21 protein-coding genes are annotated in these 23,308 nt (G+C 67.2%); 15 read left to right on the top strand and 6 right to left on the bottom strand.

The window, feature by feature from the left end; translation table 11 throughout:
- Positions 1–13: 13 nt before the first annotated feature.
- Positions 14–826, bottom strand: coding sequence for a UDP-2,3-diacylglucosamine diphosphatase (locus M2437_RS24025; RefSeq protein WP_238507060.1), 813 nt, complete (start codon positions 824–826; stop codon positions 14–16).
- A 662-nt stretch (positions 827–1,488) separates the two neighbouring features.
- On the opposite strand from M2437_RS24025, the gene M2437_RS24020 reads away from it, so the two are divergent.
- The 8 genes from M2437_RS24020 to M2437_RS23985 all read left to right on the top strand — a co-directional run bounded on the left by M2437_RS24020 (position 1,489) and on the right by M2437_RS23985 (position 12,404).
- A complete protein-coding gene (locus M2437_RS24020) occupies positions 1,489–2,697 on the top strand; it encodes an aminotransferase class V-fold PLP-dependent enzyme (RefSeq protein WP_003597639.1) in 1,209 nt (402 codons plus the stop codon).
- Between the two features lie 267 nt (positions 2,698–2,964).
- Positions 2,965–3,909, top strand: a complete 945-nt coding sequence (locus M2437_RS24015) for a D-2-hydroxyacid dehydrogenase (RefSeq protein ID WP_003597638.1) — start codon at positions 2,965–2,967, stop codon at positions 3,907–3,909.
- 143 nt (positions 3,910–4,052) lie between these two features.
- Positions 4,053–4,919 (top strand): NADP-dependent methylenetetrahydromethanopterin/methylenetetrahydrofolate dehydrogenase, encoded by an 867-nt coding sequence (locus tag M2437_RS24010; RefSeq protein WP_003597637.1) that lies wholly within the window; start codon positions 4,053–4,055, stop codon positions 4,917–4,919.
- Positions 4,920–5,012: 93 nt separating this feature from the next.
- Positions 5,013–5,639: a methenyltetrahydrofolate cyclohydrolase gene (gene fchA, locus M2437_RS24005; RefSeq protein WP_003597635.1), complete on the top strand. Its 627-nt coding sequence runs from the start codon at positions 5,013–5,015 to the stop codon at positions 5,637–5,639.
- Between the two features lie 549 nt (positions 5,640–6,188).
- Positions 6,189–7,361, top strand: a complete 1,173-nt coding sequence (locus M2437_RS24000; protein ID WP_003597633.1) for a malate--CoA ligase subunit beta — start codon at positions 6,189–6,191, stop codon at positions 7,359–7,361.
- 22 nt (positions 7,362–7,383) lie between these two features.
- Positions 7,384–8,274: a succinate--CoA ligase subunit alpha gene (gene sucD, locus M2437_RS23995; protein ID WP_003597632.1), complete on the top strand. Its 891-nt coding sequence runs from the start codon at positions 7,384–7,386 to the stop codon at positions 8,272–8,274.
- Between the two features lie 199 nt (positions 8,275–8,473).
- Positions 8,474–11,242 (top strand): phosphoenolpyruvate carboxylase, encoded by a 2,769-nt coding sequence (locus M2437_RS23990; protein WP_253388876.1) that lies wholly within the window; start codon positions 8,474–8,476, stop codon positions 11,240–11,242.
- A gap of 187 nt (positions 11,243–11,429) precedes the next feature.
- A complete protein-coding gene (locus tag M2437_RS23985) occupies positions 11,430–12,404 on the top strand; it encodes an HpcH/HpaI aldolase/citrate lyase family protein (RefSeq protein WP_003597628.1) in 975 nt (324 codons plus the stop codon).
- A 70-nt stretch (positions 12,405–12,474) separates the two neighbouring features.
- Here the strand turns inward: M2437_RS23985 and M2437_RS23980 are convergent, their stop codons facing one another.
- Entirely contained in the window at positions 12,475–13,041 is a 567-nt protein-coding gene (locus M2437_RS23980) for a DUF1003 domain-containing protein (protein WP_253388875.1), read from the bottom strand.
- 293 nt (positions 13,042–13,334) lie between these two features.
- Between M2437_RS23980 and M2437_RS23975 the strand changes: the two genes are divergently transcribed.
- Positions 13,335–14,210 (top strand): dienelactone hydrolase family protein, encoded by an 876-nt coding sequence (locus M2437_RS23975; RefSeq protein WP_253388874.1) that lies wholly within the window; start codon positions 13,335–13,337, stop codon positions 14,208–14,210.
- 7 nt (positions 14,211–14,217) lie between these two features.
- On the opposite strand, the gene M2437_RS23970 is transcribed toward M2437_RS23975, so the two are convergent.
- Positions 14,218–14,595, bottom strand: coding sequence for a 4a-hydroxytetrahydrobiopterin dehydratase (locus tag M2437_RS23970; RefSeq protein ID WP_015822354.1), 378 nt, complete (start codon positions 14,593–14,595; stop codon positions 14,218–14,220).
- 226 nt (positions 14,596–14,821) lie between these two features.
- Here M2437_RS23970 and M2437_RS23965 point away from each other — a divergent pair, with 226 nt between their 5' ends.
- The 6 genes from M2437_RS23965 to xoxJ all read left to right on the top strand — a co-directional run bounded on the left by M2437_RS23965 (position 14,822) and on the right by xoxJ (position 21,456).
- Positions 14,822–15,817: an ABC transporter substrate-binding protein gene (locus M2437_RS23965; protein WP_003597623.1), complete on the top strand. Its 996-nt coding sequence runs from the start codon at positions 14,822–14,824 to the stop codon at positions 15,815–15,817.
- A gap of 39 nt (positions 15,818–15,856) precedes the next feature.
- The gene (locus M2437_RS23960; RefSeq protein WP_003597622.1) at positions 15,857–16,591 is read left to right on the top strand and encodes an ABC transporter permease; all 735 of its coding nucleotides are present in this window, start codon (positions 15,857–15,859) and stop codon (positions 16,589–16,591) included.
- Positions 16,572–17,345: an ABC transporter ATP-binding protein gene (locus M2437_RS23955; protein WP_253388873.1), complete on the top strand. Its 774-nt coding sequence runs from the start codon at positions 16,572–16,574 to the stop codon at positions 17,343–17,345. The genes M2437_RS23960 and M2437_RS23955 overlap by 20 nt, the downstream gene beginning before the upstream one ends.
- Positions 17,346–18,051: 706 nt before the next feature.
- Positions 18,052–19,857 (top strand): lanthanide-dependent methanol dehydrogenase XoxF1, encoded by a 1,806-nt coding sequence (xoxF1, locus tag M2437_RS23950; RefSeq protein ID WP_003597620.1) that lies wholly within the window; start codon positions 18,052–18,054, stop codon positions 19,855–19,857.
- Between the two features lie 193 nt (positions 19,858–20,050).
- The gene (gene xoxG, locus M2437_RS23945; protein WP_012752609.1) at positions 20,051–20,602 is read left to right on the top strand and encodes a methanol metabolism c-type cytochrome XoxG; all 552 of its coding nucleotides are present in this window, start codon (positions 20,051–20,053) and stop codon (positions 20,600–20,602) included.
- Positions 20,602–21,456 carry a rare earth element methanol dehydrogenase accessory protein XoxJ gene (gene xoxJ, locus M2437_RS23940; protein ID WP_056506660.1) on the top strand — a complete coding sequence of 285 codons (855 nt, stop codon included), beginning with the start codon at positions 20,602–20,604 and terminating at the stop codon, positions 21,454–21,456. The genes xoxG and xoxJ overlap by 1 nt, the downstream gene beginning before the upstream one ends.
- Positions 21,457–21,561: 105 nt before the next feature.
- Here the strand turns inward: xoxJ and folK are convergent, their stop codons facing one another.
- Genes folK through folP form a run of 3 tightly spaced genes read right to left on the bottom strand, consistent with a single transcriptional unit; the run spans position 21,562 to position 23,289 of the window.
- The gene (gene folK, locus M2437_RS23935; RefSeq protein ID WP_253388872.1) at positions 21,562–22,038 is read right to left on the bottom strand and encodes a 2-amino-4-hydroxy-6-hydroxymethyldihydropteridine diphosphokinase; all 477 of its coding nucleotides are present in this window, start codon (positions 22,036–22,038) and stop codon (positions 21,562–21,564) included.
- Positions 22,035–22,427 carry a dihydroneopterin aldolase gene (gene folB / locus M2437_RS23930; protein ID WP_253388871.1) on the bottom strand — a complete coding sequence of 131 codons (393 nt, stop codon included), beginning with the start codon at positions 22,425–22,427 and terminating at the stop codon, positions 22,035–22,037. Before folB ends, folK begins: the two co-directional genes overlap by 4 nt.
- Positions 22,420–23,289, bottom strand: a complete 870-nt coding sequence (gene folP, locus M2437_RS23925) for a dihydropteroate synthase (protein ID WP_253388870.1) — start codon at positions 23,287–23,289, stop codon at positions 22,420–22,422. Before folP ends, folB begins: the two co-directional genes overlap by 8 nt.
- Positions 23,290–23,308: the final 19 nt, after the last annotated feature.

Genomic DNA, 23,308 nt, shown 5'->3' with positions numbered 1-23,308 from the left:
GAGGGGCGGGGCTCTAGGCGACGGCGCGGCGGATCTCAGGCTCGAAGGTCTCGGCCCCGCGGCGCTCGCGCAGCAGGGTCGGGTAGTGCAGCACCTCCATGCGGCCGTCGTAATGCTCGACGATGCCGGTGCAGGATTCCACCCAATCGCCGGTGTTGAGGTAGATCAGCCCCTCGACCTCGCGGTGGGCCGCATGATGGATGTGGCCGCAGATCACCCCGTCCGCGCCCTGGCGCCGGGCTTCCGTGGCGAGGAAGGTCTCGAACTGCCCGATGAAGTTGACCGCGTTCTTCACCTTGAGCTTCGCCCAGGCCGAGAGCGACCAGTAGGCGAGGCCGAGGCGGCGGCGTATCCGGTTGACCACGGTGTTGACCGCGAGCGCCGTGGTGTAGGCCCAGTCGCCCAGATGCGCGAGCCACTTGGAGTGGCGCACCACCATGTCGAACTGGTCGCCGTGGATGACGAGGTAGCGCTTGCCGTCGGCCGCGACGTGGATCCGGCTGTCGGCGATCTCGATGCCGCCGAAGGTCATGCCGATATAGTCGCGCAGGAACTCGTCGTGGTTGCCGGGCACGTAGACGACATGCGCCCCTTTGCGCACCTTGCGCAGCAGCTTCTGCACCACGTCGTTATGTGCTTGCGGCCAGTACCAGCCCGAGCGGAGCTGCCAGCCGTCGACGATGTCGCCCACGAGGTAGATCGTGTCGGCATCGACGTCGCGCAGGAAGTCGAGCAACAGGGCCGCTTGGCAGCCCTTGGTGCCAAGATGCAGATCGGACAGGAAGAGCGTCCGAACGCGGATGGTCGACTCCGGATCCTGTGACACTGGCGCCCTCGGCTCTTCACAACCGCACCGCGACGGGGAAGAGCCAAATCCCATTCCGATCTCAGTTTGATGACGGCGGGGTGCATCGTTCTGCCCCGCTTCGGCGTTGCGGGCGGTCTCCCCGGTTTCCGGCACCGCGCCCGCCCACGGCTCGCCGCAGACCCTGCCCGCGGCCGGTGCATACGAAAATCTTTTTGTTTTTCAGTTCAGTTTTTTCCGTTTTCCATTCCCCGGCGGGGGAGGCATAACGGCAGCCAAGGTCATCCGCCGCGCGTGCCCCGGCATGCGCAGCAGCACCCGGCAGAGGTGTGGGAATGGCCGCGATGGATGGGAGCGCTGGACACGCAGCAGGAGCGCGCTTGAATGCGGCGCCGGGCTGACGCATCGAGGGTTCGGTCCTTTGGAGGCGACCGGCGCGGCTGCACGCGCCGCGACGCGGGCGGCACGACGGCCGCTTCGCCGCTCCGGGACGGTCAACGATCCGACATCGCAGAGGTACGGTCCCGGTCGGCGGAAGGCCTGTTGCGCGCGGCTTTGCGGTGGGACCGGCGGTGGGACTGAACGACGTTTCGCGGCGGGCTTGCGCTCGCCATCAGGATCGGGCGGGATCGCGGCCGCGAAGGGCCGCTCTGCCCAGAACGACTTAATTGGAGGAAATTCTCATGGCGGCAACGAGACGTCCGGGACGCAACCACCTGTTCGTTCCCGGCCCGACCAACATCCCGGACCGGGTGATGCGCGCCATGATGGTGCAGTCCGAGGATCACCGCTCGGTCGATTTCCCGTCGCTGACGAAGCCGCTGTTCGAGGACACCAAGAAGGTGTTCGGCTCGACCGAAGGCACGATCTTCCTGTTCCCGGCCTCCGGCACGGGCATCTGGGAATCGGCGCTGTCCAACACGCTCGCCCGCGGCGACAAGGTGCTGGCCGCCCGCTTCGGCCAGTTCAGCCATCTCTGGATCGACATGGCCCAGCGCCTCGGCCTGGACGTCGTCGTCCAGGAGGAGGAGTGGGGCACCGGCGCCAAGCCCGAGAAGATCGAGGAGGCCCTGCGCGCCGACAAGAACCATGAGATCAAGGCCGTCATGGTGGTCCATAACGAGACCGCGACCGGCGTGACCTCCAACATCGGCGCCGTGCGCAAGGCGATCGACGCCGCCGGCCACCCGGCCCTGCTGTTCGTCGACGGCGTGTCCTCCATCGGCTCGCTGCCGTTCAAGGCCGACGAGTGGAAGGTCGACTGCGCCATCGCCGGCTCCCAGAAGGGCCTGATGCTGCCCGCCGGCCTCGGCGTGATCTGCGTCAGCCAGAAGGCGCTCAAGGCCGCCGAGGGCCAGTCCGGCCGCAACGACCGGCTCGCCCGCGTCTACTTCGACTGGGAAGACCAGAAGAAGCAGAACCCGACCGGCTACTTCCCCTACACCCCGCCGCTGCCGCTGCTCTACGGCCTGCGCGAGGCGCTCGCCTGCCTGTTCGAGGAAGGCCTGGAGAACGTCTACCACCGCCACGCCGTGCTCGGTGAGGCGACCCGTCAGGCCGTCGCGGCCTGGGGCCTGAAGACCTGCGCCAAGTCGCCGGAGTGGAACTCCGACACCGTCACCGCCATCCTGGCGCCCGAGGGTGTGGACGCGGCCAAGATCATCAAGCACGCCTATGTGCGCTACAACCTCGCGCTCGGCGCCGGCCTGTCCCAGGTCGCGGGCAAGGTGTTCCGCATCGGTCACGTCGGCGACCTGAACGAACTCTCGCTGCTCGGCGCCATCGCCGGTGCCGAGATGTCGCTCATCGACAACGGCGTGAAGGTGACCCCCGGTTCGGGTGTTGCCGCCGCCTCCAGCTACCTGCGCGAGAACCCGCTCGCCAAGGCCTGATCTTAGGGCCTGATAATTTGGCCTGATTTTTGGGGGCGACGCCGGTTCCAACGGCGCCGCTTCCGCTACATGAGAAAGGCGCCCCGTGGAGCGTCCGGCTTGCCGGCGTTCCGCGGGAGACGCTTCGAGACAGGTGAGGAAACGGGGCCGGCGTCGGTGCCTCATGAAACTCCCGGTCACCGACCGTTCTCGCTCCGGCGACGACGGGGCGGCAGGGGTTTTGTGAGCAACACGATTGCCCGCCGGTCGATCCGGAAGGGGTCCAGAATGACAAAGAAAGTCGTCTTCCTCGATCGCGAGTCGCTCGACGCGACCGTGCGCGAATTCAACTTCCCGCACGAGTACAAGGAATACGAGTCGACCTGGACGCCGGAGGAGATCGTCGAGCGCCTTCAGGGCGCCGAGATCGCGATGATCAACAAGGTGCCGATGCGCGCCGACACGCTGAAGCAGCTTCCCGATTTGAAGCTGATCGCGGTGGCTGCCACGGGCACGGACGTCGTCGACAAGGCTGCGGCCAAGGCACAGGGCATCACGGTCGTCAACATCCGCAACTACGCCTTCAACACCGTGCCCGAGCACGTGGTCGGCCTGATGTTCGCGCTGCGCCGGGCGATCGTGCCTTACGCCAACTCGGTGCGCCGGGGCGATTGGAACAAGTCGAAGCAGTTCTGCTACTTCGATTACCCGATCTACGACATCGCCGGCTCGACGCTCGGCATCATCGGCTACGGCGCGCTCGGCAAGTCGATCGCCAAGCGGGCCGAGGCCCTCGGCATGAAGGTGCTCGCCTTCGACGTGTTCCCGCAGGACGGGCTCGTGGATCTCGAGACGATCCTGACCCAATCCGACGTCATCACGCTGCACGTGCCGCTGACGCCTGACACCAAGAACATGATCGGGGCCGAGCAGCTCAAGAAGATGAAGCGCTCCGCGATCCTCATCAACACCGCCCGCGGCGGACTGGTGGACGAGGCGGCCCTGCTCCAGGCGCTCAAGGACGGCACCATCGGCGGCGCCGGCTTCGACGTCGTGGCCCAGGAGCCCCCGAAGGACGGCAACATCCTCTGCGACGCCGACCTGCCGAACCTGATCGTCACCCCGCACGTGGCCTGGGCGAGCAAGGAGGCGATGCAGATCCTCGCCGACCAGCTCGTGGACAACGTCGAAGCCTTCGTCGCGGGCAAGCCGCAGAACGTCGTCGAGGCGTAAGAAACGCACCGGCCTCGGAATGGGGCCGCGTTACGAAAAGACTCTCGAGGGCGACCGGGACCGGACGGCCCCGGACGCATCCTCCATGCAGACGCACCGCGTGATCCATCACCGCGGTCCATGAACAACCGGCCAGAGGAATCATGTCCAAGAAGCTGCTCTTCCAGTTCGACACCGATGCCACGCCGAGCGTCTTCGACGTCGTCGTCGGCTACGACGGCGGTGCCGACCACATCACCGGCTACGGCAACGTCACGCCCGACAACGTCGGCGCCTATGTCGACGGCACGATCTACACCCGCGGCGGCAAGGAGAAGCAGTCGACGGCGATCTTCGTCGGCGGCGGCGACATGGCGGCCGGCGAGCGGGTGTTCGAGGCGGTGAAGAAGCGCTTCTTCGGCCCGTTCCGCGTGTCCTGCATGCTGGATTCGAACGGCTCCAACACGACCGCCGCGGCGGGCGTGGCGCTCGTCGTCAAGGCGGCGGGCGGCTCGGTCAAGGGCAAGAAGGCCGTCGTGCTCGCGGGCACCGGCCCGGTCGGCATGCGCTCGGCGGCGCTGCTCGCCGGCGAGGGCGCCGAGGTCGTGCTGTGCGGGCGCAAGCTCGACAAGGCGCAGGCCGCGGCCGATTCCGTGAACAAGCGCTTCAAGGTGAACGTCACCGCGGCCGAGACCGCGGACGACGCTTCGCGCGCCGAGGCCGTGAAGGGCGCCCATTTCGTCTTCACCGCCGGTGCGATCGGCCTTGAACTGCTGCCGCAGGCAGCCTGGCAGAACGAGAGTTCGATCGAGATCGTGGCCGACTACAACGCCCAGCCGCCGCTCGGCATCGGCGGGATCGATGCGACCGACAAAGGCAAGGAATACGGCGGAAAGCGCGCCTTCGGTGCGCTGGGCATCGGCGGCTTGAAGCTCAAGCTGCACCGCGCCTGCATCGCCAAGCTGTTCGAGTCGAGCGAAGGCGTCTTCGATGCCGAGGAGATCTACAAGCTGGCCAAGGAAATGGCCTGACGGCTCACGGCCCAAAGGGTCACAGCTCAATGGGCGGCGCCGGCCTTCGGCGCCGCCCCAGCGAATCAACAAGAACTGACAGGGGAGGGACCCATGGCCGGCAACGAGACGATCGAAACATTCCTCGACGGCCTGGCGAGCTCGGCCCCGACCCCCGGCGGCGGTGGTGCCGCCGCGATCTCCGGCGCCATGGGCGCGGCGCTGGTCTCGATGGTGTGCAACCTCACCATCGGCAAGAAGAAGTATGTCGAGGTCGAGGCTGACCTCAAGCAGGTGCTGGAGAAGTCGGAAGGCCTGCGCCGCACGCTCACCGGCATGATCGCCGACGACGTCGAGGCTTTCGACGCTGTGATGGGCGCCTACGGGCTGCCGAAGAACACCGACGAAGAGAAGGCCGCCCGCGCCGCCAAGATTCAAGAGGCGCTCAAGACCGCGACCGACGTGCCGCTCGCCTGCTGCCGCGTCTGCCGCGAGGTGATCGATCTGGCTGAGATCGTCGCCGAGAAGGGCAATCTCAACGTCATTTCGGATGCCGGCGTCGCCGTGCTCTCGGCCTATGCCGGCCTGCGCTCGGCGGCCCTCAACGTCTACGTCAACGCCAAGGGCCTCGACGACCGCGCCTTCGCCGAGGAGCGGCTGAAGGAGCTGGAAGGCCTGCTGGCCGAGGCGGGCGCGCTCAACGAGCGGATCTACGAGACCGTGAAGTCCAAGGTGAACTGAGACCTTCGCGCCGCCCGCCGTCGGCGCGAGCGGACGCGAAGCCATTCCCGAGCGCGACTGTTCCGGACGGGGCGAGCCTTGCATTGCTGCGGCTCCGCCTCGCAAAGGCGGGGAGCGGATGGCTGTCGTCCCACCCTCTTCCTCATCCTGAGGTGCCGCGAAGCGGCCTCGAAGGATCGTCCAGAGATCGCGCGGCCGGCTGGAGGATCCTTCGAGGCCTCCGCTCCGCTACGGCACCTCAGGATGAGGAGGCGGATCGGACGAGCGTTGCTATGCTCCGTCCCCGCACCGGACGATTCGCAGGTGAGAAGCCCGCTCGAGCGCATTCCGACGAAGTGGTCACCGGTTCGTCGAAAGAATGCGCGTCAAAACAAAGACCGAGCGGCGCCGGCCTGATGCAATCAGGCTGGATACGGCTCTAAGTCACTGACGGGCAAGCAAACTGAAGCACTACAAAAGAAAAAATTGAGAGCTGACCCGCTTCCCGAAAAGTAATTTTTCCGCGAAGGTCGGCCCAACAAAAACGACGGAAACGCGAAGGAGGTCTCGATGGACGTTCACGAGTACCAAGCCAAGGAGCTGCTCGCGAGCTTCGGGGTCGCCGTCCCGAAGGGCGCCGTGGCTTTCAGCCCGGATCAAGCGGTCTACGCGGCGACCGAGCTCGGCGGCTCGTTCTGGGCGGTGAAGGCCCAGATCCATGCCGGCGCGCGGGGCAAGGCAGGCGGGATCAAGCTCTGCCGCACCTATAACGAAGTGCGCGACGCCGCCCGCGACCTGCTGGGAAAACGCCTCGTGACGCTCCAGACCGGCCCCGAGGGCAAGCCGGTGCAGCGCGTCTATGTCGAGACCGCCGACCCGTTCGAGCGCGAACTCTATCTCGGCTACGTCCTCGATCGGAAGGCCGAGCGCGTCCGCGTCATCGCCTCCCAGCGCGGCGGCATGGATATCGAAGAGATCGCCGCCAAGGAGCCCGAGGCGCTGATCCAAGTCGTGGTCGAGCCGGCCGTCGGCCTGCAGCAGTTCCAGGCCCGCGAGATCGCGTTCCAGCTCGGCCTCAACATCAAGCAGGTCTCGGCCGCGGTGAAGACCATCATGAACGCCTACCGGGCGTTCCGCGACTGCGACGGCACCATGCTGGAGATCAACCCGCTCGTCGTCACCAAGGACGACCGGGTTCTGGCGCTCGACGCCAAGATGTCCTTTGACGACAACGCCCTGTTCCGCCGCCGCAACATCGCGGACATGCACGACCCGTCCCAGGGCGATCCCCGCGAGGCCCAGGCCGCTGAGCACAATCTCAGCTATATCGGCCTTGAGGGCGAAATCGGCTGCATCGTCAACGGCGCGGGTCTGGCCATGGCGACCATGGACATGATCAAGCATGCGGGCGGCGAGCCGGCAAACTTCCTGGATGTGGGCGGCGGCGCCAGCCCGGATCGCGTCGCCACGGCCTTCCGCCTCGTCCTTTCGGACCGCAACGTGAAGGCGATCCTCGTCAACATCTTCGCCGGCATCAACCGCTGCGACTGGGTCGCGGAGGGCGTGGTCAAGGCCGCGCGCGAGGTGAAGATCGACGTGCCGCTGATCGTGCGGCTCGCCGGCACGAACGTCGATGAAGGCAAGAAGATCCTCGCCGAGAGCGGGCTCGACCTCATCACCGCCGACACCCTTACGGAAGCCGCGCGCAAGGCTGTCGAAGCCTGCCACGGCGCCAAGCACTGACGAACGGGGGAGGAATCACGCCATGAGCATTCTCATCGACGAGAAGACCCCGATCCTGGTTCAGGGCATCACGGGCGACAAGGGCACCTTCCACGCCAAGGAGATGATCGCCTACGGCTCCAACGTCGTCGGCGGCGTCACCCCGGGCAAGGGCGGCAAGACCCATTGCGGCGTGCCGGTGTTCAACACCGTCAAGGAGGCCGTGGAGGCGACCGGCGCCACCACCTCGATCACCTTCGTGGCGCCCCCCTTCGCGGCGGACGCGATCATGGAGGCGGCCGATGCCGGCCTCAAGCTCGTTTGCTCGATCACCGACGGCATCCCCGCCCAGGACATGATGCGGGTGAAGCGCTACCTCCGGCGCTATCCGAAGGAGAAGCGCACGATGGTGGTGGGCCCGAACTGCGCGGGCATCATCTCGCCCGGCAAGTCGATGCTCGGCATCATGCCCGGCCACATCTACCTGCCCGGCAAGGTCGGCGTCATCTCCCGCTCCGGCACGCTGGGCTACGAGGCCGCCGCGCAGATGAAGGAGCTCGGCATCGGCATCTCGACCTCCGTCGGCATCGGCGGCGATCCGATCAACGGCTCCTCCTTCCTCGACCACCTCGCTCTGTTCGAGCAGGACCCGGAGACGGAAGCCGTGCTGATGATCGGTGAGATCGGCGGTCCGCAGGAGGCCGAGGCCTCGGCCTGGATCAAGGAGAACTTTTCCAAGCCCGTGATCGGCTTCGTGGCGGGCCTCACCGCCCCCAAGGGCCGCCGCATGGGGCATGCCGGCGCGATCATCTCGGCGACCGGCGACAGCGCCGCCGAGAAGGCCGAGATCATGCGCTCCTACGGCCTGACCGTGGCGCCCGATCCGGGCTCCTTCGGCAGCACCGTGGCCGACGTGCTCGCCCGCGCGGCGTGATCCGCCCGTCCCCTCGTCCTTGCGGGGAGGGGACTTCGGGGTGGTGCGAACGGCACCGCCTCACCTAACCCTGAACGATCCGTCCCTCCTTGCTTCGGCCTCGTGCCAGCGAGGAAGGGCCTCGTGGATCGGAGTGATCCACCGTCCCGCAGGCCTGCCCACGGGAGTCCGGAAAAAGAACCTCGCCAGGGGGGATCCCATGACCAAGACGCTGCACGCCCGGCCGTCAGCCGCGACCGACACGACCTTCGCGCCGCCGGTCATCACCGGCACGGCCACCGAGGACGCCCTCGAGATCCTGTTTCACGCCCTGCTCGACGTGGCCCGCCGCCACGATCCCGAGCTGGAGGACGTGCTGCATGGCCGCGCCGACATCTCCTCCTTCACGCCGGAGATGCTGGCACGCGCGCTTCAGGTGCAGGGCATCTGGTTTCAGCTCGTCTCGATCGCCGAGCAGAACGCGGCTATGCGCCGCCGCCGCCACGTCGAGCGCGACCAGGGCCGCGAGGCGCTGAATGGCTCCTTCGCCAAGGTTCTGGCCGAGGCCTCCGCCCGGGGCATCGGCCCGCAGCAGATCCACGCGCTGCTCAAGGACCTGCGCATCCGCCCGACCATCACCGCGCATCCCACCGAGGGCAAGCGCGTGACGGTGCTGGAGAAGCTGCGCCGGATCTACCTCGTGCTGCGCGAGCTGGAACTGCCGCGCTGGACCGAGCGCGAGCGCAACGGCCTGATGAACGAGCTGCGCGACCAGATCGAGCTGATCTGGATGACGGGCGAGCTGCATCTGGAGAAGGCCACCGTCGAGCGCGAGGTCGCCTGGGGGCTGCACTTCTTCGACGAAACCCTGTTCGAGATGCTGCCCGAGATGCTGCTCTCGCTCGAAGAGAGCCTCGCGCAGTATTATCCCGACGAGACCTTCGAGGTGCCGCCGTTCTTCCAGTTCGGAAGCTGGATCGGCGGCGACCGCGACGGCAACCCCTACGTCACCGCCAGCGTGACCCGCGAGACGCTCCAGCGCAACGCGCTGGCGTCGCTCCGCCGCTACCGCGACGGCATCACCCATCTCGGCCGGGTGCTCTCGATCACCGAGCGCTCGCTGCCGGTGCCCGAGACCTTCCGCAGCGAACTCGCGCATATGCTGGCCGAGTCCGGCGACGCGCGGGCGATCGCCAACCGCAATCCCGGCGAGGCCTATCGCCAGTTCCTCTCCTGCGTGCTGCGCAAGCTTGAGGCGACGATCGCCCGCAACAAGGGCGCCCGCTCGGTCGGGCCGGATTATCCGAGCGCCGACGGGCTCATCAACGATCTGCGCACCCTGGAGAAGGGGCTGGCCGACGCCAAATGCGGCGCGCTCGCCACCGACATCGTGCGGCCCGTGCGGCGGATGGTCGAGATCTTCCGCTTCTCCACCGTGCGGCTCGATCTGCGCGAGAATTCGACCCGCACTACCAAGACGCTGCACGCGCTGTGGAAGCTGCGTAACGGCGACCGCGAGCCGCCGGCGCTGGATTCGCCGACCTGGAAGGATTGGCTGCTCACCGAGCTGGCCCGGCCGCGCACGCCCGAAACCTCGTTCGAGGATTTCGCCGACCGTCTGCCCGACGACGCGCGCGAGACGCTCGCCACCTTCGCCCTGGTCGGCGAGATGCGCGACACCCTCGACCGCGAAGCCTTCGGCGCCTTCATCCTGTCGATGACGCGCTCCACCGTCGACGTGCTCGGCGCCTACCTGCTGGCCAAGGAGGCCGGCATCTTCCTCGACACGACCGGCACCGAGATCTGCCCGCTGCCGATCGTGCCGTTGTTCGAGACCATCGACGACCTGCGCGCCGCCCCGGCGATCATGAAGGAACTGCTCGGCATCCCCGTGGTGCGCCGCTCCACCCGCTGGCAGGGCGGGGTGCAGGAAGTGATGATCGGCTACTCCGATTCCAACAAGGACGGCGGCTTCATCGCCTCGAACTGGGAGCTTTACAAGGCGCAGGTGCGGCTGACCACGCTCGGCAACCATCTCGGCGTGCCGATCGCCTTCTTCCACGGCCGCGGCGGTTCGGTGAGCCGCGGCGGCGTGCCGACCCATCGCGGCATCGCGGCCCAGCCGCCGGGCTCGATCCAGGGCCGCTTCCGCATCACCGAGCAGGGTGAGGTCGTCTCGTTCAAATACGCCAACCGCGGCACCGCCGCCTACCAAATGGAGCTGCTGGCCGCCTCGGTGTTCGAGCACGCCCTGCTCTCGGAGGGCAACGGCAACGGCTCGCGCGCCGAATTCGACGACGCGCTGGAAGCGCTCTCGGGCGCCTCGCGGGCGGCCTACGTCAACCTGCTCCAGGCCGAGGGCCTCGTCGATTACTTCCAGGCGGCGAGTCCGCTCGACGAGATCTCGCTGCTCAATATCGGCTCGCGCCCGGCCCGGCGCTTCGGCGCCAAGTCGCTCTCGGATCTGCGCGCGATCCCCTGGGTGTTCGCGTGGTCGCAGAACCGGCACGTCATCACCGGCTGGTACGGCGTCGGCTCGGGGCTGAAGAGCTTCATCGACGTGCGCGGCGAGGCGGGCGAAGCCCTGCTGAGACGCCTGTTCCGGGATTGCCGGGTGTTCCGCCTCGTCCTCGACGAGGTCGAGAAGACGCTGCTGATGGTCGATCTCGAGATCGCCCGCGACTATGCCGGCCTCGTCGAGGACGCGAGCATCCGCGCGCGCATCTTCGGGATGATCGAGGCGGAATACGCGCTGACGCGGGAGATGGTGCTGCGGGTGTCCGGCGACAGCGAACTCGCCCAGCGCTTCCCGCAATTCAGCGAACGCCTGCGCGGGCGGCTGCCGACCATCAATCAGGTCAGCCGCGAGCAGGTCGAGCTGCTGCGCCGCTACCGCAGCGAGACCGACGAGGACAAGCGCGAGGCGGTGAAGTCCGCGCTGCTGCTGTCGATCAACTGCATCGCCGTCGGCTTCGGCGCGACTGGATAATGCATACAATCTCGGCGACGTGTTCCGGGCCCGGCTGGACGGCCGGCCCGGGCGCGCGAGATAGAACATCGTCCCGAAAGGTGGCCGCCGGCTTTCGGAAAAGGACGATGCTTTTCAAGTGCGGCACGCGACTCCCACGCGTGACCGCGCGCACGACAAGACGGTCTCACAGAACGGAGGATTTCCGATGAGCTTCACCCTGATCCAACAGGCCACCCCGCGCCTGCACCGCTCGGAACTCGCGGTTCCCGGCTCCAACCCGACCTTCATGGAGAAGTCGGCTGCGTCGAAGGCCGACGTGATCTTCCTCGACCTCGAGGACGCGGTCGCGCCCGACGACAAGGAGCAGGCCCGCAAGAACATCATCCAGGCCCTCAACGACCTGGATTGGGGCAACAAGACCATGATGATCCGCATCAACGGTCTCGACACCCACTACATGTACCGCGACGTGGTGGACATCGTGGAGGCCTGCCCGCGCCTCGACATGATCCTGATCCCCAAGGTCGGCGTGCCGGCCGACGTCTACGCCATCGACGTGCTGACGACGCAGATCGAGCAGGCCAAGAAGCGCGAGAAGAAGATCGGCTTCGAGGTGCTCATCGAAACCGCGCTCGGCATGGCCAATGTCGAGGCGATCGCGACTTCGTCCAAGCGCCTCGAGGCGATGTCCTTCGGTGTCGCCGACTACGCCGCCTCCACCCGCGCCCGCTCCACCGTGATCGGCGGCGTCAACGCCGATTACAGCGTGCTCACCGACAAGGACGAGGCCGGCAACCGCCAGACCCACTGGCAGGATCCGTGGCTGTTCGCCCAGAACCGGATGCTGGTCGCCTGCCGCGCCTACGGCCTGCGCCCGATCGACGGTCCCTTCGGCGACTTCTCCGATCCGGACGGCTACACCTCGGCCGCTCGCCGCTGCGCCGCGCTCGGCTTCGAGGGCAAGTGGGCGATCCACCCCTCGCAGATCGATCTGGCCAACGAGGTGTTCACCCCCTCCGAGGCCGAGGTCACCAAGGCCCGCCGCATCCTGGAAGCCATGGAAGAGGCCGCCAAGGCCGGCCGCGGCGCCGTCTCGCTCGACGGCCGTCTCATCGACATCGCCTCGATCCGCATGGCCGAGGCGCTGATCCAGAAGGCCGACGCGATGGGCGGGAAGTAATCTCCTTCGATCGGTAGAACGGAAAATGGCCGGGTTCGCCCGGCCATTTTCTTTTGGGGCGGCCGGGGCGTCAGGCGCGGTCGTTCCGCTCGATCTCGTCGAGGACGGCGTCGGGGGCCACATCCTGGCTGAGTTCGCCGACTTCTGGATCGGCGACCGTCTTGATGCCCATCCGCTCCGTGATCGCCGACACCATTGCGACGAGCTTCGTCACCTCGTGCTCGGCCAGAAGGCTGATGTGGAGGTCGAGATCGGCCCGCTTGTCGGCCGCCGCGGCCATGCGGTTCTGGCTGATCAGTACGAAGGTCGAGAGGAAGATCGCCTCGACCGAAGCCGCGGTCCCGAGGATCACGAAGGACGCGTCCCATTTCGGCAGGATCGGCAGCAGGCCCGAATTCACCAGGGTCCAGAAGCCGAACAGCACGACGTGCAGGGCGACGAACGCCATGCTGCCCGTGAACCGCGTGATCGCCTCGGCGATGCGATCCTGCAGGGAGGCCTCGCGTTCGGCGGCGCTTCGGCGCTCCTGCAGCGTCCGGATGTTGCGCAGGAGAGCGGGCGCCAGCCCTTCCGGCTGAGGCGGCGAATAGGTCGTCCGTGGGGCGGGGCTGTCCCGTTCGTCTTGCCTTGGCGTCATGGCGAGTCTCAGGAGGCCGGTGGCGGAGCAACCGGCCTGACCCGCGGCCTGATCCCGAGGGGAGCGTGAAACCGCTGGAGGCCTTGTCCGGGACCGCGGCTGGCTCTTTCGGGCGTTGGGCCACCGCACGGGCGGCGCGAGGCTGTGCGCGCCCGTCGCAGTTCGCCGACCGGCGCGGGCTTCGGCCGACGCATCCTGCTTTTCCAAAAGCCGGCATCCCCCTTTCGGGGCGATGCCCTAACTCTGCCGTCGGGCGACTGCCCGTTCGACGCATCCATACCCGAGAGGCACGCATGACCGCGTTCGATGCCGACCTGCGGAGCCTCGCGGCTCAGACGACCCTCTCACGGCGCACCGTGATCGCCACGAGTCTCGCCACAGGCTTCGCGCTCGCCGTGCAGCCCGTCGCGGCCCAGACCACCATCACCACGGACACGAACGGCCTGATCGCCGGCGAGGTGAAGATTCCGACGCAGGACGGCGAGATCCCGGCCTACCGGGCCATGCCCGCCGAGGGTGGCCCCTTTCCGACGATCCTGGTCGTGCAGGAAATCTTCGGCGTGCATGAGCACATCAAGGATGTGTGCCGCCGTCTGGCCAAGCTCGGCTACTTCGCCCTGGCGCCCGAACTCTATGCCCGGCAGGGCGACGTCTCGACGTTGACCAACATCCAGCAGATCGTGAGCGAGGTCGTCTCCAAGGTACCCGACGCGCAGGTGATGAGCGACCTCGACGCGGCGGTCGCCTTCGCCAAGGGCACGGGCAAGGCCGACACGGCCCGCCTCGGGATCACCGGCTTCTGCTGGGGCGGGCGCATCACCTGGCTCTACGCCGCGCACAATCCGGCGGTGAAGGCGGGCGTCGCCTGGTACGGGCGGCTCGTCGGCGACAGCTCGGCGCTGATGCCGAAGAACCCCGTCGATGTCGCCGCCGACCTCAAGGCGCCGGTTCTCGGCCTCTATGGCGGGGCCGATCAGGGCATTCCGGTCGCCACGATCGACCGGATGAAGGAGGCCTGCCGGGTCGCCGGAAAGACCTGCGATTTCGTCGTCTATCCGGAGGCGGGGCACGCCTTCCATGCCGATTATCGTCCGAGCTACCGCGCGGAGCCGGCACAGGACGGCTGGAAGCGGCTGCAGGACTGGTTCCGGCAGCACGGCGTCGCCTGAGCCCGCCTCACTTGTCGTACTTGATGTAGGCGAAGCGCGGATCGGTCGGCGTTCCTTCGAGGGCGCCGCCCTCCGCGCCCGGCTGCCAGCCCACGACCTCTTCAATCTTCTTTGCCAGCGAAAAGTCCTTCTCGGTGATGCCCTTGGCGGCGTGGTTCATCAGCCGGACCTCGACCCAGGCGTAAGATGCGGTGAGGTCGGGATGGTGCCACGCGGCCTCGGCCAGATGGCCCACCGTATTGATGACCATCAGCGTGCTCTTCCATGAGGCGGTCTTGTAGGTGCGCCGGATCCAGCCGTCCTCCAGCCGCCAGTGCGGCAACTCTTCCTTCAGCCGCCGCTCCACCGTCGCGTCGTCGAGGACGCCCTCGCGTGCTTGCGTCATTGTCACCCTCCCATCGAATACGGTGAAAACCTGCGTCGGGACGGGCGGCGGCGCAAGCCGGGATCGGCGGGGCTCGCGCCCCTACGCGGAGGCTCGCATGTCGCAGCGGAAACGCCGGGACCGGCTGTGGACGGGGCGGAGGCGAGTCCCTATTAAAAAATTCAACAGAAACCGTCCGCCTCCGCCGGAGACGGAACGGCCTGACCGATAATTCATGAGGACGCCCATGCTGTCACGGCGCGGAATGCTCGCGACGGCGGCTTTGTCGCTGGCCGCGACGCTGCCGATGGCGCGCCGCGCGCAGGCGGCGGGCGAGACGTTCCGGCTCGGCGTTCTGCCCTTCGGCACCGCCTCCTGGGAGGCCGCGGTCATCAAGGCGCGGGGCTTTGATACGGCCAACGGCTTCACCCTCGATATCGTCAAGCTGGCCGGCAACGATGCCGCCCGCATCGCCTTCCTCGGCGGTCAGGTCGATGCCATCGTCGGCGACCTGATCTTCGCCGCCCGCCTCGGCAACGAGGGGCGGGGCGTGCGCTTCTCGCCCTATTCCACCACCGAAGGCGCGCTGATGGTGCCCGCCGGAAGCCCGATCACGGATCTGAAGGGGCTCGCGGGCAAGCGGCTCGGGGTGGCGGGCGGCGCGCTCGACAAGAACTGGATCCTGTTGAGGGCCCAGGCGCGCGAGACGGCCGGGCTCGAGCTCGAGAACGTCGCGCAGATCGCCTACGGCGCGCCACCGCTGCTGGCGCAGAAGCTCGAGACCGGCGAACTCGACGCGGCTCTGCTCTACTGGCAGTTCTGCGCCCGTCTCGAAGCCAAGGGCTTCAAGCGGCTGATCTCGGCCGACGACGTGATGCGGGCCTTCGGCGCCAAGGGTGCGGTCTCGCTGATCGGCTATCTCTACGAGGGCCACACCGTGGCCGACCGGGGCGAGGTGGTGCGCGGCTTCGCCCGTGCCTCGGCCGCCGCCAAGGACGCGCTCGCGAACGAGCCGGCCCTGTGGGAGACGGTCCGCCCGCTGATGGCGGCGGAGGACGACGCCACCTTCGCCACGCTCAAGCGCGATTTCCTCGCTGGAATCCCGCGCCGGCCGATCGCCGCCGAGCGCGCCGACGGCGAGCGCATCTACGCGGCCCTGGACCGGCTTGCGGGCGCGCAACTCCTCGGCGTGGGCAAGAGCCTGCCGCCGGACCTCTATCTCGACGCCTCGGGCAACGGCTGAAGACGGCACGATGACGGTTCCGGCCCGCTGACCCTGCGCATGGCCCTGCTCGCGCGCCTCCTCTCGCTCGCCGTCCTCCTCGTCCTCTGGCAGGGCCTCTCCGCCTATGCCGATACGCGGACCCTACCGGCGCCGAGCGCGGTGTTCGCCTTCATCCTGCGCGAGGCGCAGAGCGGCAGCCTGTTCTTCAATGTCGGCGTCACGCTCGCCCGGGTCGCAGTCTCCTTCGTGATCGCCATGAGCCTCGGCGTGCTGCTCGGCATCGCGCTTGGCCGCTCGCGCCTCGCCGACCGGCTGCTCGACACACCGCTTCTCGTCGTCCTCAACACGCCGGCTCTTGTCATCACGGTGCTGGCCTATGTCTGGCTCGGGCTGACCGAGACCGCGGCCATCGTCGCGGTGGCGCTCAACAAGCTGCCCAACGTCGCCGTCATCATGCGTGAGGGCGCCCGCGGCCTCGATCCGGGGCTTGAGGAGATGGCGACGACCTACCGCTTCGACCGGCGGACCTGGATCGCCCACGTGCTGCTGCCGCAGCTCCAGCCCTTCATGGTGGCGGCGGCGCGCTCCGGCATCTCGCTCGCCTGGAAGATCGTGCTGGTGGTGGAACTGTTGGGCCGTCCCAACGGGGTCGGCTTTGCCATCAACTATTACTTCACGCTCTTCGACGTCACCGCGGTGATCGGCTACAGCCTCGTCTTCATGAGCGTGATGCTCGCCCTCGATTCCCTCCTCCTCCAGCCCCTCGACGCCCATGTCCGCCGCTGGCGCTGAACCCGGCGCCGAGACGGCGCCGCTGCTGACGGTGCGCGTGGACCGCAAGGTCTATCGCAAGCGTGGCCGCAAGGCCGGCACCGAGGCTGTCGAGGCGGTGCGCGGCCTCGCCTTCGAACTCCATGCCGGCGAGATCACCTGCCTGATCGGGCCTTCGGGCGCGGGCAAGACCACGACGCTGCGCATCCTCCTCGGCCTCGACCGCGACTTCGAGGGCAGCGTGACGCCCGAGCCCTCCGAGGCCGGCATCGCGATGGTGTTTCAGGATCCGCGCCTGCTGCCCTGGCGCACCATCGAGCAGAACGTGCGGCTCGGCCTGCCGCGCGAGCGAAGGGCGCGCGACCTCGACGGCCTGTTCGCGTCGCTTGGGCTCGCATCGTGGCGCGCACATTATCCCGGAGCGCTGTCGCTGGGGATGCAGCGCCGGGTCGCCTTGGCCCGGGCGCTGGCGCTGGAGCCGCGCATCCTCGTTCTCGACGAGCCCTTCGTCTCCCTCGACGATGCGGCGGCCGCGTCCCTGCGAGCACTGGTGGTCGAGGCGGTGGCCGATTCCGGCACGAGCGCGCTGATGGTGACGCACAACGTCGCCGAGGCCATCGAGATCGCCGACCGTCTGCTGCTGGTCTCGCCCCGGCCCGCCCGGCTGCTAGCGGATCTGCCCCTCGACCGGCCGCGCTGCGAGCGGGACCGGGCCTGGGCCGACGCGACCCGCCAGGGCCTTGCCGCCCGCTTTCCCGGCATCGTCGCTCAGTAGAATCACGCCCGAGAGAATCGCGCCCTGCCAAAGCCGCAGGCGCGCCGAATGCGCATCGGAGGCGGTCGCAGCCCGCTCCGCGCTGTCCCGTTGGGGACGTCTGCCGTTCCTTAAGGATAAACGGAGCGGTTCATTGCAAAAATTTCCCGGCCGCCACGGGGCGGATCGAGCAGCTTGACGACCCCATCATCGCGTCGTTCGGCGGCTCGGATTGTTTGCAGTGCGGCATCGCCAGCGGGCCTCCCCGGCCCCGATGGCAGGAATTAAAGTGCCACGGACGCATGGGCGATGGGAAAATTTGATCATCCCATGCGAGTGGCGCATTCGTATCCATGGTAGAGCACTGAAGCTCGTCAAAACAAACTTGAGAAGTGTGCGCCGCCCATCAAATTGTGCAACGCAAAATGCTGAATTTAGCAGGCAAGTTTCCTGATAAAGGGCCCTGTGAGTGCGACATTCGACGCGCGAAAGCGAGTTGACGGCGCCCGAAATTTTCTTAGAGTTCGTTCAAGCTTCGGTTTCGGGGAGCCGCTAAGGGATGCGGACCCAGCCGGGTAAGTCGCCGGGAACTATGGAATAATCCTAATTTCTGTGCGGCAGGCGCGAGCTGCCGGAGCGAATATCATCCCTGTCGCAAACAGCAGGTCAATCAACGGTGGGTAGCGGGCTGCTATCCAGCGGCGGATAAGACTTGTCGGAGGAATCCATGAGAGCGGTACATCTCCTCGCACTCGGTGCGGGTCTCGCGGCTGCAAGCCCGGCCCTCGCCAACGAAAGCGTTCTGAAGGGCGTCGCCAACCCGGCGGAGCAGGTGCTCCAGACGGTCGATTACGCCAACACCCGCTATTCCAAGCTCGACCAGATCAACGCCAGCAACGTCAAGAACCTCCAGGTTGCCTGGACCTTCTCGACCGGCGTGCTGCGCGGCCACGAGGGCTCCCCGCTCGTCGTCGGCAACATCATGTACGTCCACACCCCCTTCCCGAACATCGTCTACGCGCTGGACCTCGACCAGGGCGCCAAGATCGTGTGGAAGTACGAGCCGAAGCAGGATCCGTCCGTGATCCCGGTCATGTGCTGTGACACGGTCAACCGTGGTCTGGCCTATGCCGACGGCGCGATCCTCCTGCACCAGGCCGACACCACGCTCGTCTCGCTCGACGCCAAGTCCGGCAAGGTGAACTGGTCGGTCAAGAACGGCGACCCGTCCAAGGGTGAGACCAACACCGCCACCGTTCTCCCGGTGAAGGACAAGGTCATCGTCGGCATCTCCGGCGGCGAGTTCGGCGTGCAGTGCCACGTTACCGCCTACGACCTGAAGTCCGGCAAGAAGGTGTGGCGCGGCTACTCGATCGGCCCGGACGATCAGCTGATCGTCGACCCCGAGAAGACCACCTCGCTCGGCAAGCCGATTGGCAAGGACTCCTCGCTGAAGACCTGGGAAGGCGATCAGTGGAAGACCGGCGGCGGCTGCACCTGGGGCTGGTTCTCCTACGATCCCAAGCTCGACCTGATGTACTACGGCTCGGGCAACCCCTCCACCTGGAACCCCAAGCAGCGTCCGGGCGACAACAAGTGGTCGATGACCATTTGGGCGCGTAACCCCGACACCGGCATGGCCAAGTGGGTCTACCAGATGACCCCCCACGACGAGTGGGACTTCGACGGCATCAACGAGATGATCCTCACGGATCAGAAGTTCGACGGCAAGGACCGTCCGCTGCTGACGCACTTCGATCGTAACGGCTTCGGCTACACGCTCGACCGCGCCACCGGTGAAGTGCTCGTCGCCGAGAAGTTCGATCCGGTCGTGAACTGGGCCACCAAGGTCGACCTGGACAAGGGTTCCAAGACCTACGGCCGTCCGCTGGTCGTGTCGAAGTACTCGACCGAGCAGAACGGTGAAGACGTGAACTCGAAGGGCATCTGCCCGGCGGCTCTCGGCACCAAGGACCAGCAGCCGGCGGCCTTCTCGCCCAAGACCGGCCTGTTCTACGTCCCCACCAACCACGTCTGCATGGACTACGAGCCGTTCCGGGTGACCTACACCCCGGGCCAGCCCTACGTCGGTGCGACCCTCTCCATGTACCCGGCTCCGGGCTCGCATGGCGGCATGGGCAACTTCATCGCCTGGGACAACCTCCAGGGTAAGATCAAGTGGTCCAACCCCGAGCAGTTCTCGGCTTGGGGCGGCGCGCTCGCCACTGCCGGTGACGTGGTGTTCTACGGCACGCTCGAAGGCTTCCTGAAGGCCGTCGACTCGAAGACGGGTAAGGAACTGTACAAGTTCAAGACCCCGTCGGGCATCATCGGCAACGTGATGACCTACGAGCACAAGGGCAAGCAGCACGTCGCCGTCCTCTCGGGCGTTGGTGGCTGGGCCGGCATCGGCCTCGCGGCTGGCCTGACCGACCCGAACGCCGGCCTCGGCGCGGTGGGTGGCTATGCGGCCCTGTCGAGCTACACCAACCTCGGTGGCCAGCTCACGGTCTTCTCGCTGCCGAACAACTAAGTCGCTTGCGACATAGAGCCTAAAGGATGCCGGCGCGGGAAATCGCGCCGGCATCTTTATGATTTTATGATTATGCTGTAGGGCCTGCTTGGTAGCCGCACAGATTACGTTGCGGTGCAACATGATGGTCTCGGGAGAAACGTCGTTGTCTTCGATGAAAAGAACCGCTCTTCTTGGTCTCGTCGGTGCAGCCTTGCTCGGAGCGGTTCCCGCCGCCACCGTTGCCTTCGCCCAGGACGCCAAGCCCGAACTCGCCAACAAGCTCGATCCGAACGCGAAAGAAATCGACGAGCCGGTGCTCAAGGCCGCCACAGCGGCGAAGGAAGAGGACGGCAAGTACTTCGATAAGGACGGTCACCCGACCTTCCACATCACCAACGACGGCAAGAAGGTCGATTGGTTCACCTATTCCGGCTATCGCCGCTATCACGCCGAGTGCCACGTCTGCCACGGCCCGGACGGCATGGGCTCGACCTACGCGCCCGCCCTCAAGGACTCGCTGAAGCGCCTCTCCTACGAGGAGTTCTACGGCATCCTCGCCGGCGGCAAGCAGGAGATCAGCAACACCGCCAACCAGGTGATGCCCGCCTTCGGCGATAATAAGAACGTGATGTGCTACGCCAACGACCTCTACGTGTACCTGCGCGCTCGCGCCGCCGGTGCCTGGGGCCGGGCCCGTCCGGGCGAGAAGGAAGACAAGCCCGAAAGCGCCAAGACCGTTGAGAAGGAGTGCCTGGGCGGCTGATGACCCGCTCAAGCGCACCCGTTTCGGTCGCGGTCGCCGCGCTCCTGCTCTCGGCAGGGGCGCGGCCCGCTCATGCGCAGCACCTGCCGGATCTCGTCACGCAGGATGTCCTGCGTGTCTGCAGCGATCCCGGCAACATGCCGTTCTCCGAGCGCAAGGGCGGCGGTTTCGAGAACAAGATCGCGCAGATCGTCGCCGACGAGCTGAAGGTCAAGCTGCGCTATTACTGGTTGACCCAGGGACCCGGATTCGTCCGCAACACCCTCGGGACCGGCCTGTGCGACCTGATCATCGGCACGTCGGGCGGCGACATCGTCCAGGCGACCAACCCGTATTACCGCTCGGCCTATGTCCTGGTCGCGCGCAAGGGCGAGTTGGCGGACCTCAAGCGCCTCGACGACCCGCGGCTGAAGGACAAGCAGATCGGCATCATCGCCGGGACGCCGCCTTCCAACCGCCTGAGCGAGCTAAAGCTCGTCGGCGAGCGGATCCACGCCTATGCGCCCTACGCCTTCGGGGCCGAGCGCAAGCATCAGACGGTCGCGGCGGAAGTGATCGCGGATCTTGCCGAGAAGAAGATCGACGTGGCGATCCTCTGGGGGCCGGCTGCGGGCTGGCTGGCCAAGCAGAGCGGCGTGCCGATGGATGTCGTGCCGCTCCTCCACGAGCCGGGACGGCCGCCGCTGACCTTCCGTGTCTCGATGGGCGTTCGCCACAACGAGAACGACTGGAAGCGCAGCCTCAACACCGTCCTGCGCAAGCGCAAGGCCGACATCGAGGCGGTGTTGCGCGAATACGAGGTGCCGCTGCTGGCGGAGGAGGACACCAAGCCTCTCGATGCCGCGGACGAGTGATCCCCGATCAGAAGTCTATCATTGAACGCGCATTCTTTCGACGAACCGGCCACCACTTCGTCCGAATGCGCTTCGAAAGGCCCGAACCCCGGTTCGGGCCTTTTGTCATTCCAGCCGCTCGATTCCCGACCGATCGAGCTTGGCCAGAGCCTCCGTGACCGTCTCGCCACCGATGACGAGGTCGGGGGCGATCTCGGCCAGCGGCACCAGCACGAAGGCGCGCTCGCGCACGAAGCGGTGCGGCAGCACGAGGCGTTCGTCGGAAACCTGCGCCCCCTCATAGGCCAGCACGTCGATGTCGATGACGCGCGGCCCCCAGCGGCGCTCGCGGACGCGCCCGAGCGCCGCCTCGATTGACAGGCAGACCTCCAGCAACCCGTGCGGTGTCAGCTCGGTATCGATGGCGACCGCTGCGTTGAGGAACCAGTCCTGATCGGTGTCGCCCCAGGGCGGCGTGCGGTAATCGGCGGAGCGCGCCACGACCCGGATGCCGGGCGTTGCGGCAAGGTGCTCGACGGCCCCGGCCAGCATCGCGGCCTTGTCGCCGATATTGCTGCCGAGCCCGAGATAGGCGCGCGTCATCTCGTCTCCGTGGTCGCGGCTCTGTCGGAACGGCCCCGCACGATCTCGATGGCCGCGTAGTCGAGCACGGCCGGGATCGGCGCGCTCGGCTTGTCGATCCGCACCGCGATCGTCTCGATCCGGAGAAACCGCGCGAGGCAGGTCTCGGCGATCGCTTCGGCCAGGGCCTCGATCAGGGCGAAGCGCCGGTTGGTGGCGATGTCCAGTGCGATCTCGGCGAGATCCGCGTAGCTCACGGTCGCGGCCACGTCGTCGCTGCGCCCGGCCGGCGCGAGGTCGAGCCGGCATTCCAGCGAGATGTAGAAGCGCTGGCCGAGCCGCTCCTCTTCCGGCAGCACGCCGTGACGGGCGAAGACCGCGAGGCGGTGGACGAGGATGCGGTCAGCCATGGATCGTCCCACGCGCCCCCTCCGGGCGCATCACCGCGTCGAGCACCCGCAGCGCCTCGACATGCGGCGCCACGTCGTGGACGCGCACGATGTCGGCCCCGAGCGAGCCGGCAAGCACGTGCGCGGCGAGCGAGCCGATGAGCCGGTCCTGCGGCGCCGTCTCGCGGTCGTGCAGGCGCCCGAGCAGGCTTTTCCGCGAGACACCGACGAGGAGGGGAAAGCCCAGCGCCCGGATTTCGGACAGGCGGCGCAGAGCTTCGAGATGCTGTTGCCAGCTCTTGCCGAAGCCGATGCCGGGATCGAGCACGATGTCGCCGTCGCGAATGCCGGCGCGGCGAGCGATGTCGAGGGAGCGCTCGAAGAAGCGCAGCATGTCGGCGATGATGTCGAGCGAGGCGTCGATCGTCTCGCGGTTGTGCATGACGATGACCGGCGCGCCGTGATCGGCCGCGACGCGGGCGATGTCCGGCTCGCGCTGCAGCCCCCAGACGTCGTTGACGAGGGTGGCACCGGCCTTCAGCGCGGCCTCCGCCGTCGAGGCCTTGTAGGTGTCGATCGAGATCGGGACGGACAGGCCCGGTGCCACGGCCTCGATCACGGGCACGACGCGGGCCTGCTCTTCGGCGGCCGGGACGGGCGTGTGGCCCGGCCGGGTCGATTCCCCGCCGATATCGAGGATGTGGGCGCCGGCCTCCGTCAGCGCGGCGGCTTGCGCCCGCGCGGCATCGACACCCTCGAACCGGCCACCGTCCGAGAACGAGTCCGGCGTGACGTTGAGGATGCCCATCACCAGCGTGCGCCGGCCGAGGTCGGGCAGCAGGGTATTCAGGCGCGTCGGCGGAGTAGAGTCGTCGGGCGGCATCGCGTCTCGAGGGTGAGGG

The sequence above is a fragment of the Methylorubrum pseudosasae genome (assembly GCF_029504475.1).
GTDB classification, from domain to species: Bacteria; Pseudomonadota; Alphaproteobacteria; order Rhizobiales; family Beijerinckiaceae; genus Methylobacterium; species Methylobacterium extorquens.
The sequence above is the reverse complement of the archived record's forward strand: the minus strand, read 5'-3'. Positions and strand labels throughout refer to the sequence as shown.

Excerpts from the sequence above, each read along its gene's own strand:
- M2437_RS24020 (WP_003597639.1), top strand. The coding sequence starts at position 1,489 with ATGGCGGCAACGAGACGTCCGGGACGCAACCACCTGTTCGTTCCCGGC.
- M2437_RS24015 (WP_003597638.1), top strand. The coding sequence starts at position 2,965 with ATGACAAAGAAAGTCGTCTTCCTCGATCGCGAGTCGCTCGACGCGACC.
- M2437_RS24010 (WP_003597637.1), top strand. The coding sequence starts at position 4,053 with ATGTCCAAGAAGCTGCTCTTCCAGTTCGACACCGATGCCACGCCGAGC.
- fchA (WP_003597635.1), top strand. The coding sequence starts at position 5,013 with ATGGCCGGCAACGAGACGATCGAAACATTCCTCGACGGCCTGGCGAGC.
- M2437_RS24000 (WP_003597633.1), top strand. The coding sequence starts at position 6,189 with ATGGACGTTCACGAGTACCAAGCCAAGGAGCTGCTCGCGAGCTTCGGG.
- sucD (WP_003597632.1), top strand. The coding sequence starts at position 7,384 with ATGAGCATTCTCATCGACGAGAAGACCCCGATCCTGGTTCAGGGCATC.
- M2437_RS23990 (WP_253388876.1), top strand. The coding sequence starts at position 8,474 with ATGACCAAGACGCTGCACGCCCGGCCGTCAGCCGCGACCGACACGACC.
- M2437_RS23985 (WP_003597628.1), top strand. The coding sequence starts at position 11,430 with ATGAGCTTCACCCTGATCCAACAGGCCACCCCGCGCCTGCACCGCTCG.
- M2437_RS23980 (WP_253388875.1), bottom strand. The coding sequence starts at position 13,041 with ATGACGCCAAGGCAAGACGAACGGGACAGCCCCGCCCCACGGACGACC.
- M2437_RS23975 (WP_253388874.1), top strand. The coding sequence starts at position 13,335 with ATGACCGCGTTCGATGCCGACCTGCGGAGCCTCGCGGCTCAGACGACC.
- M2437_RS23970 (WP_015822354.1), bottom strand. The coding sequence starts at position 14,595 with ATGACGCAAGCACGCGAGGGCGTCCTCGACGACGCGACGGTGGAGCGG.
- M2437_RS23965 (WP_003597623.1), top strand. The coding sequence starts at position 14,822 with ATGCTGTCACGGCGCGGAATGCTCGCGACGGCGGCTTTGTCGCTGGCC.
- M2437_RS23960 (WP_003597622.1), top strand. The coding sequence starts at position 15,857 with ATGGCCCTGCTCGCGCGCCTCCTCTCGCTCGCCGTCCTCCTCGTCCTC.
- M2437_RS23955 (WP_253388873.1), top strand. The coding sequence starts at position 16,572 with ATGTCCGCCGCTGGCGCTGAACCCGGCGCCGAGACGGCGCCGCTGCTG.
- xoxF1 (WP_003597620.1), top strand. The coding sequence starts at position 18,052 with ATGAGAGCGGTACATCTCCTCGCACTCGGTGCGGGTCTCGCGGCTGCA.
- xoxJ (WP_056506660.1), top strand. The coding sequence starts at position 20,602 with ATGACCCGCTCAAGCGCACCCGTTTCGGTCGCGGTCGCCGCGCTCCTG.
- folK (WP_253388872.1), bottom strand. The coding sequence starts at position 22,038 with ATGACGCGCGCCTATCTCGGGCTCGGCAGCAATATCGGCGACAAGGCC.
- folB (WP_253388871.1), bottom strand. The coding sequence starts at position 22,427 with ATGGCTGACCGCATCCTCGTCCACCGCCTCGCGGTCTTCGCCCGTCAC.
- folP (WP_253388870.1), bottom strand. The coding sequence starts at position 23,289 with ATGCCGCCCGACGACTCTACTCCGCCGACGCGCCTGAATACCCTGCTG.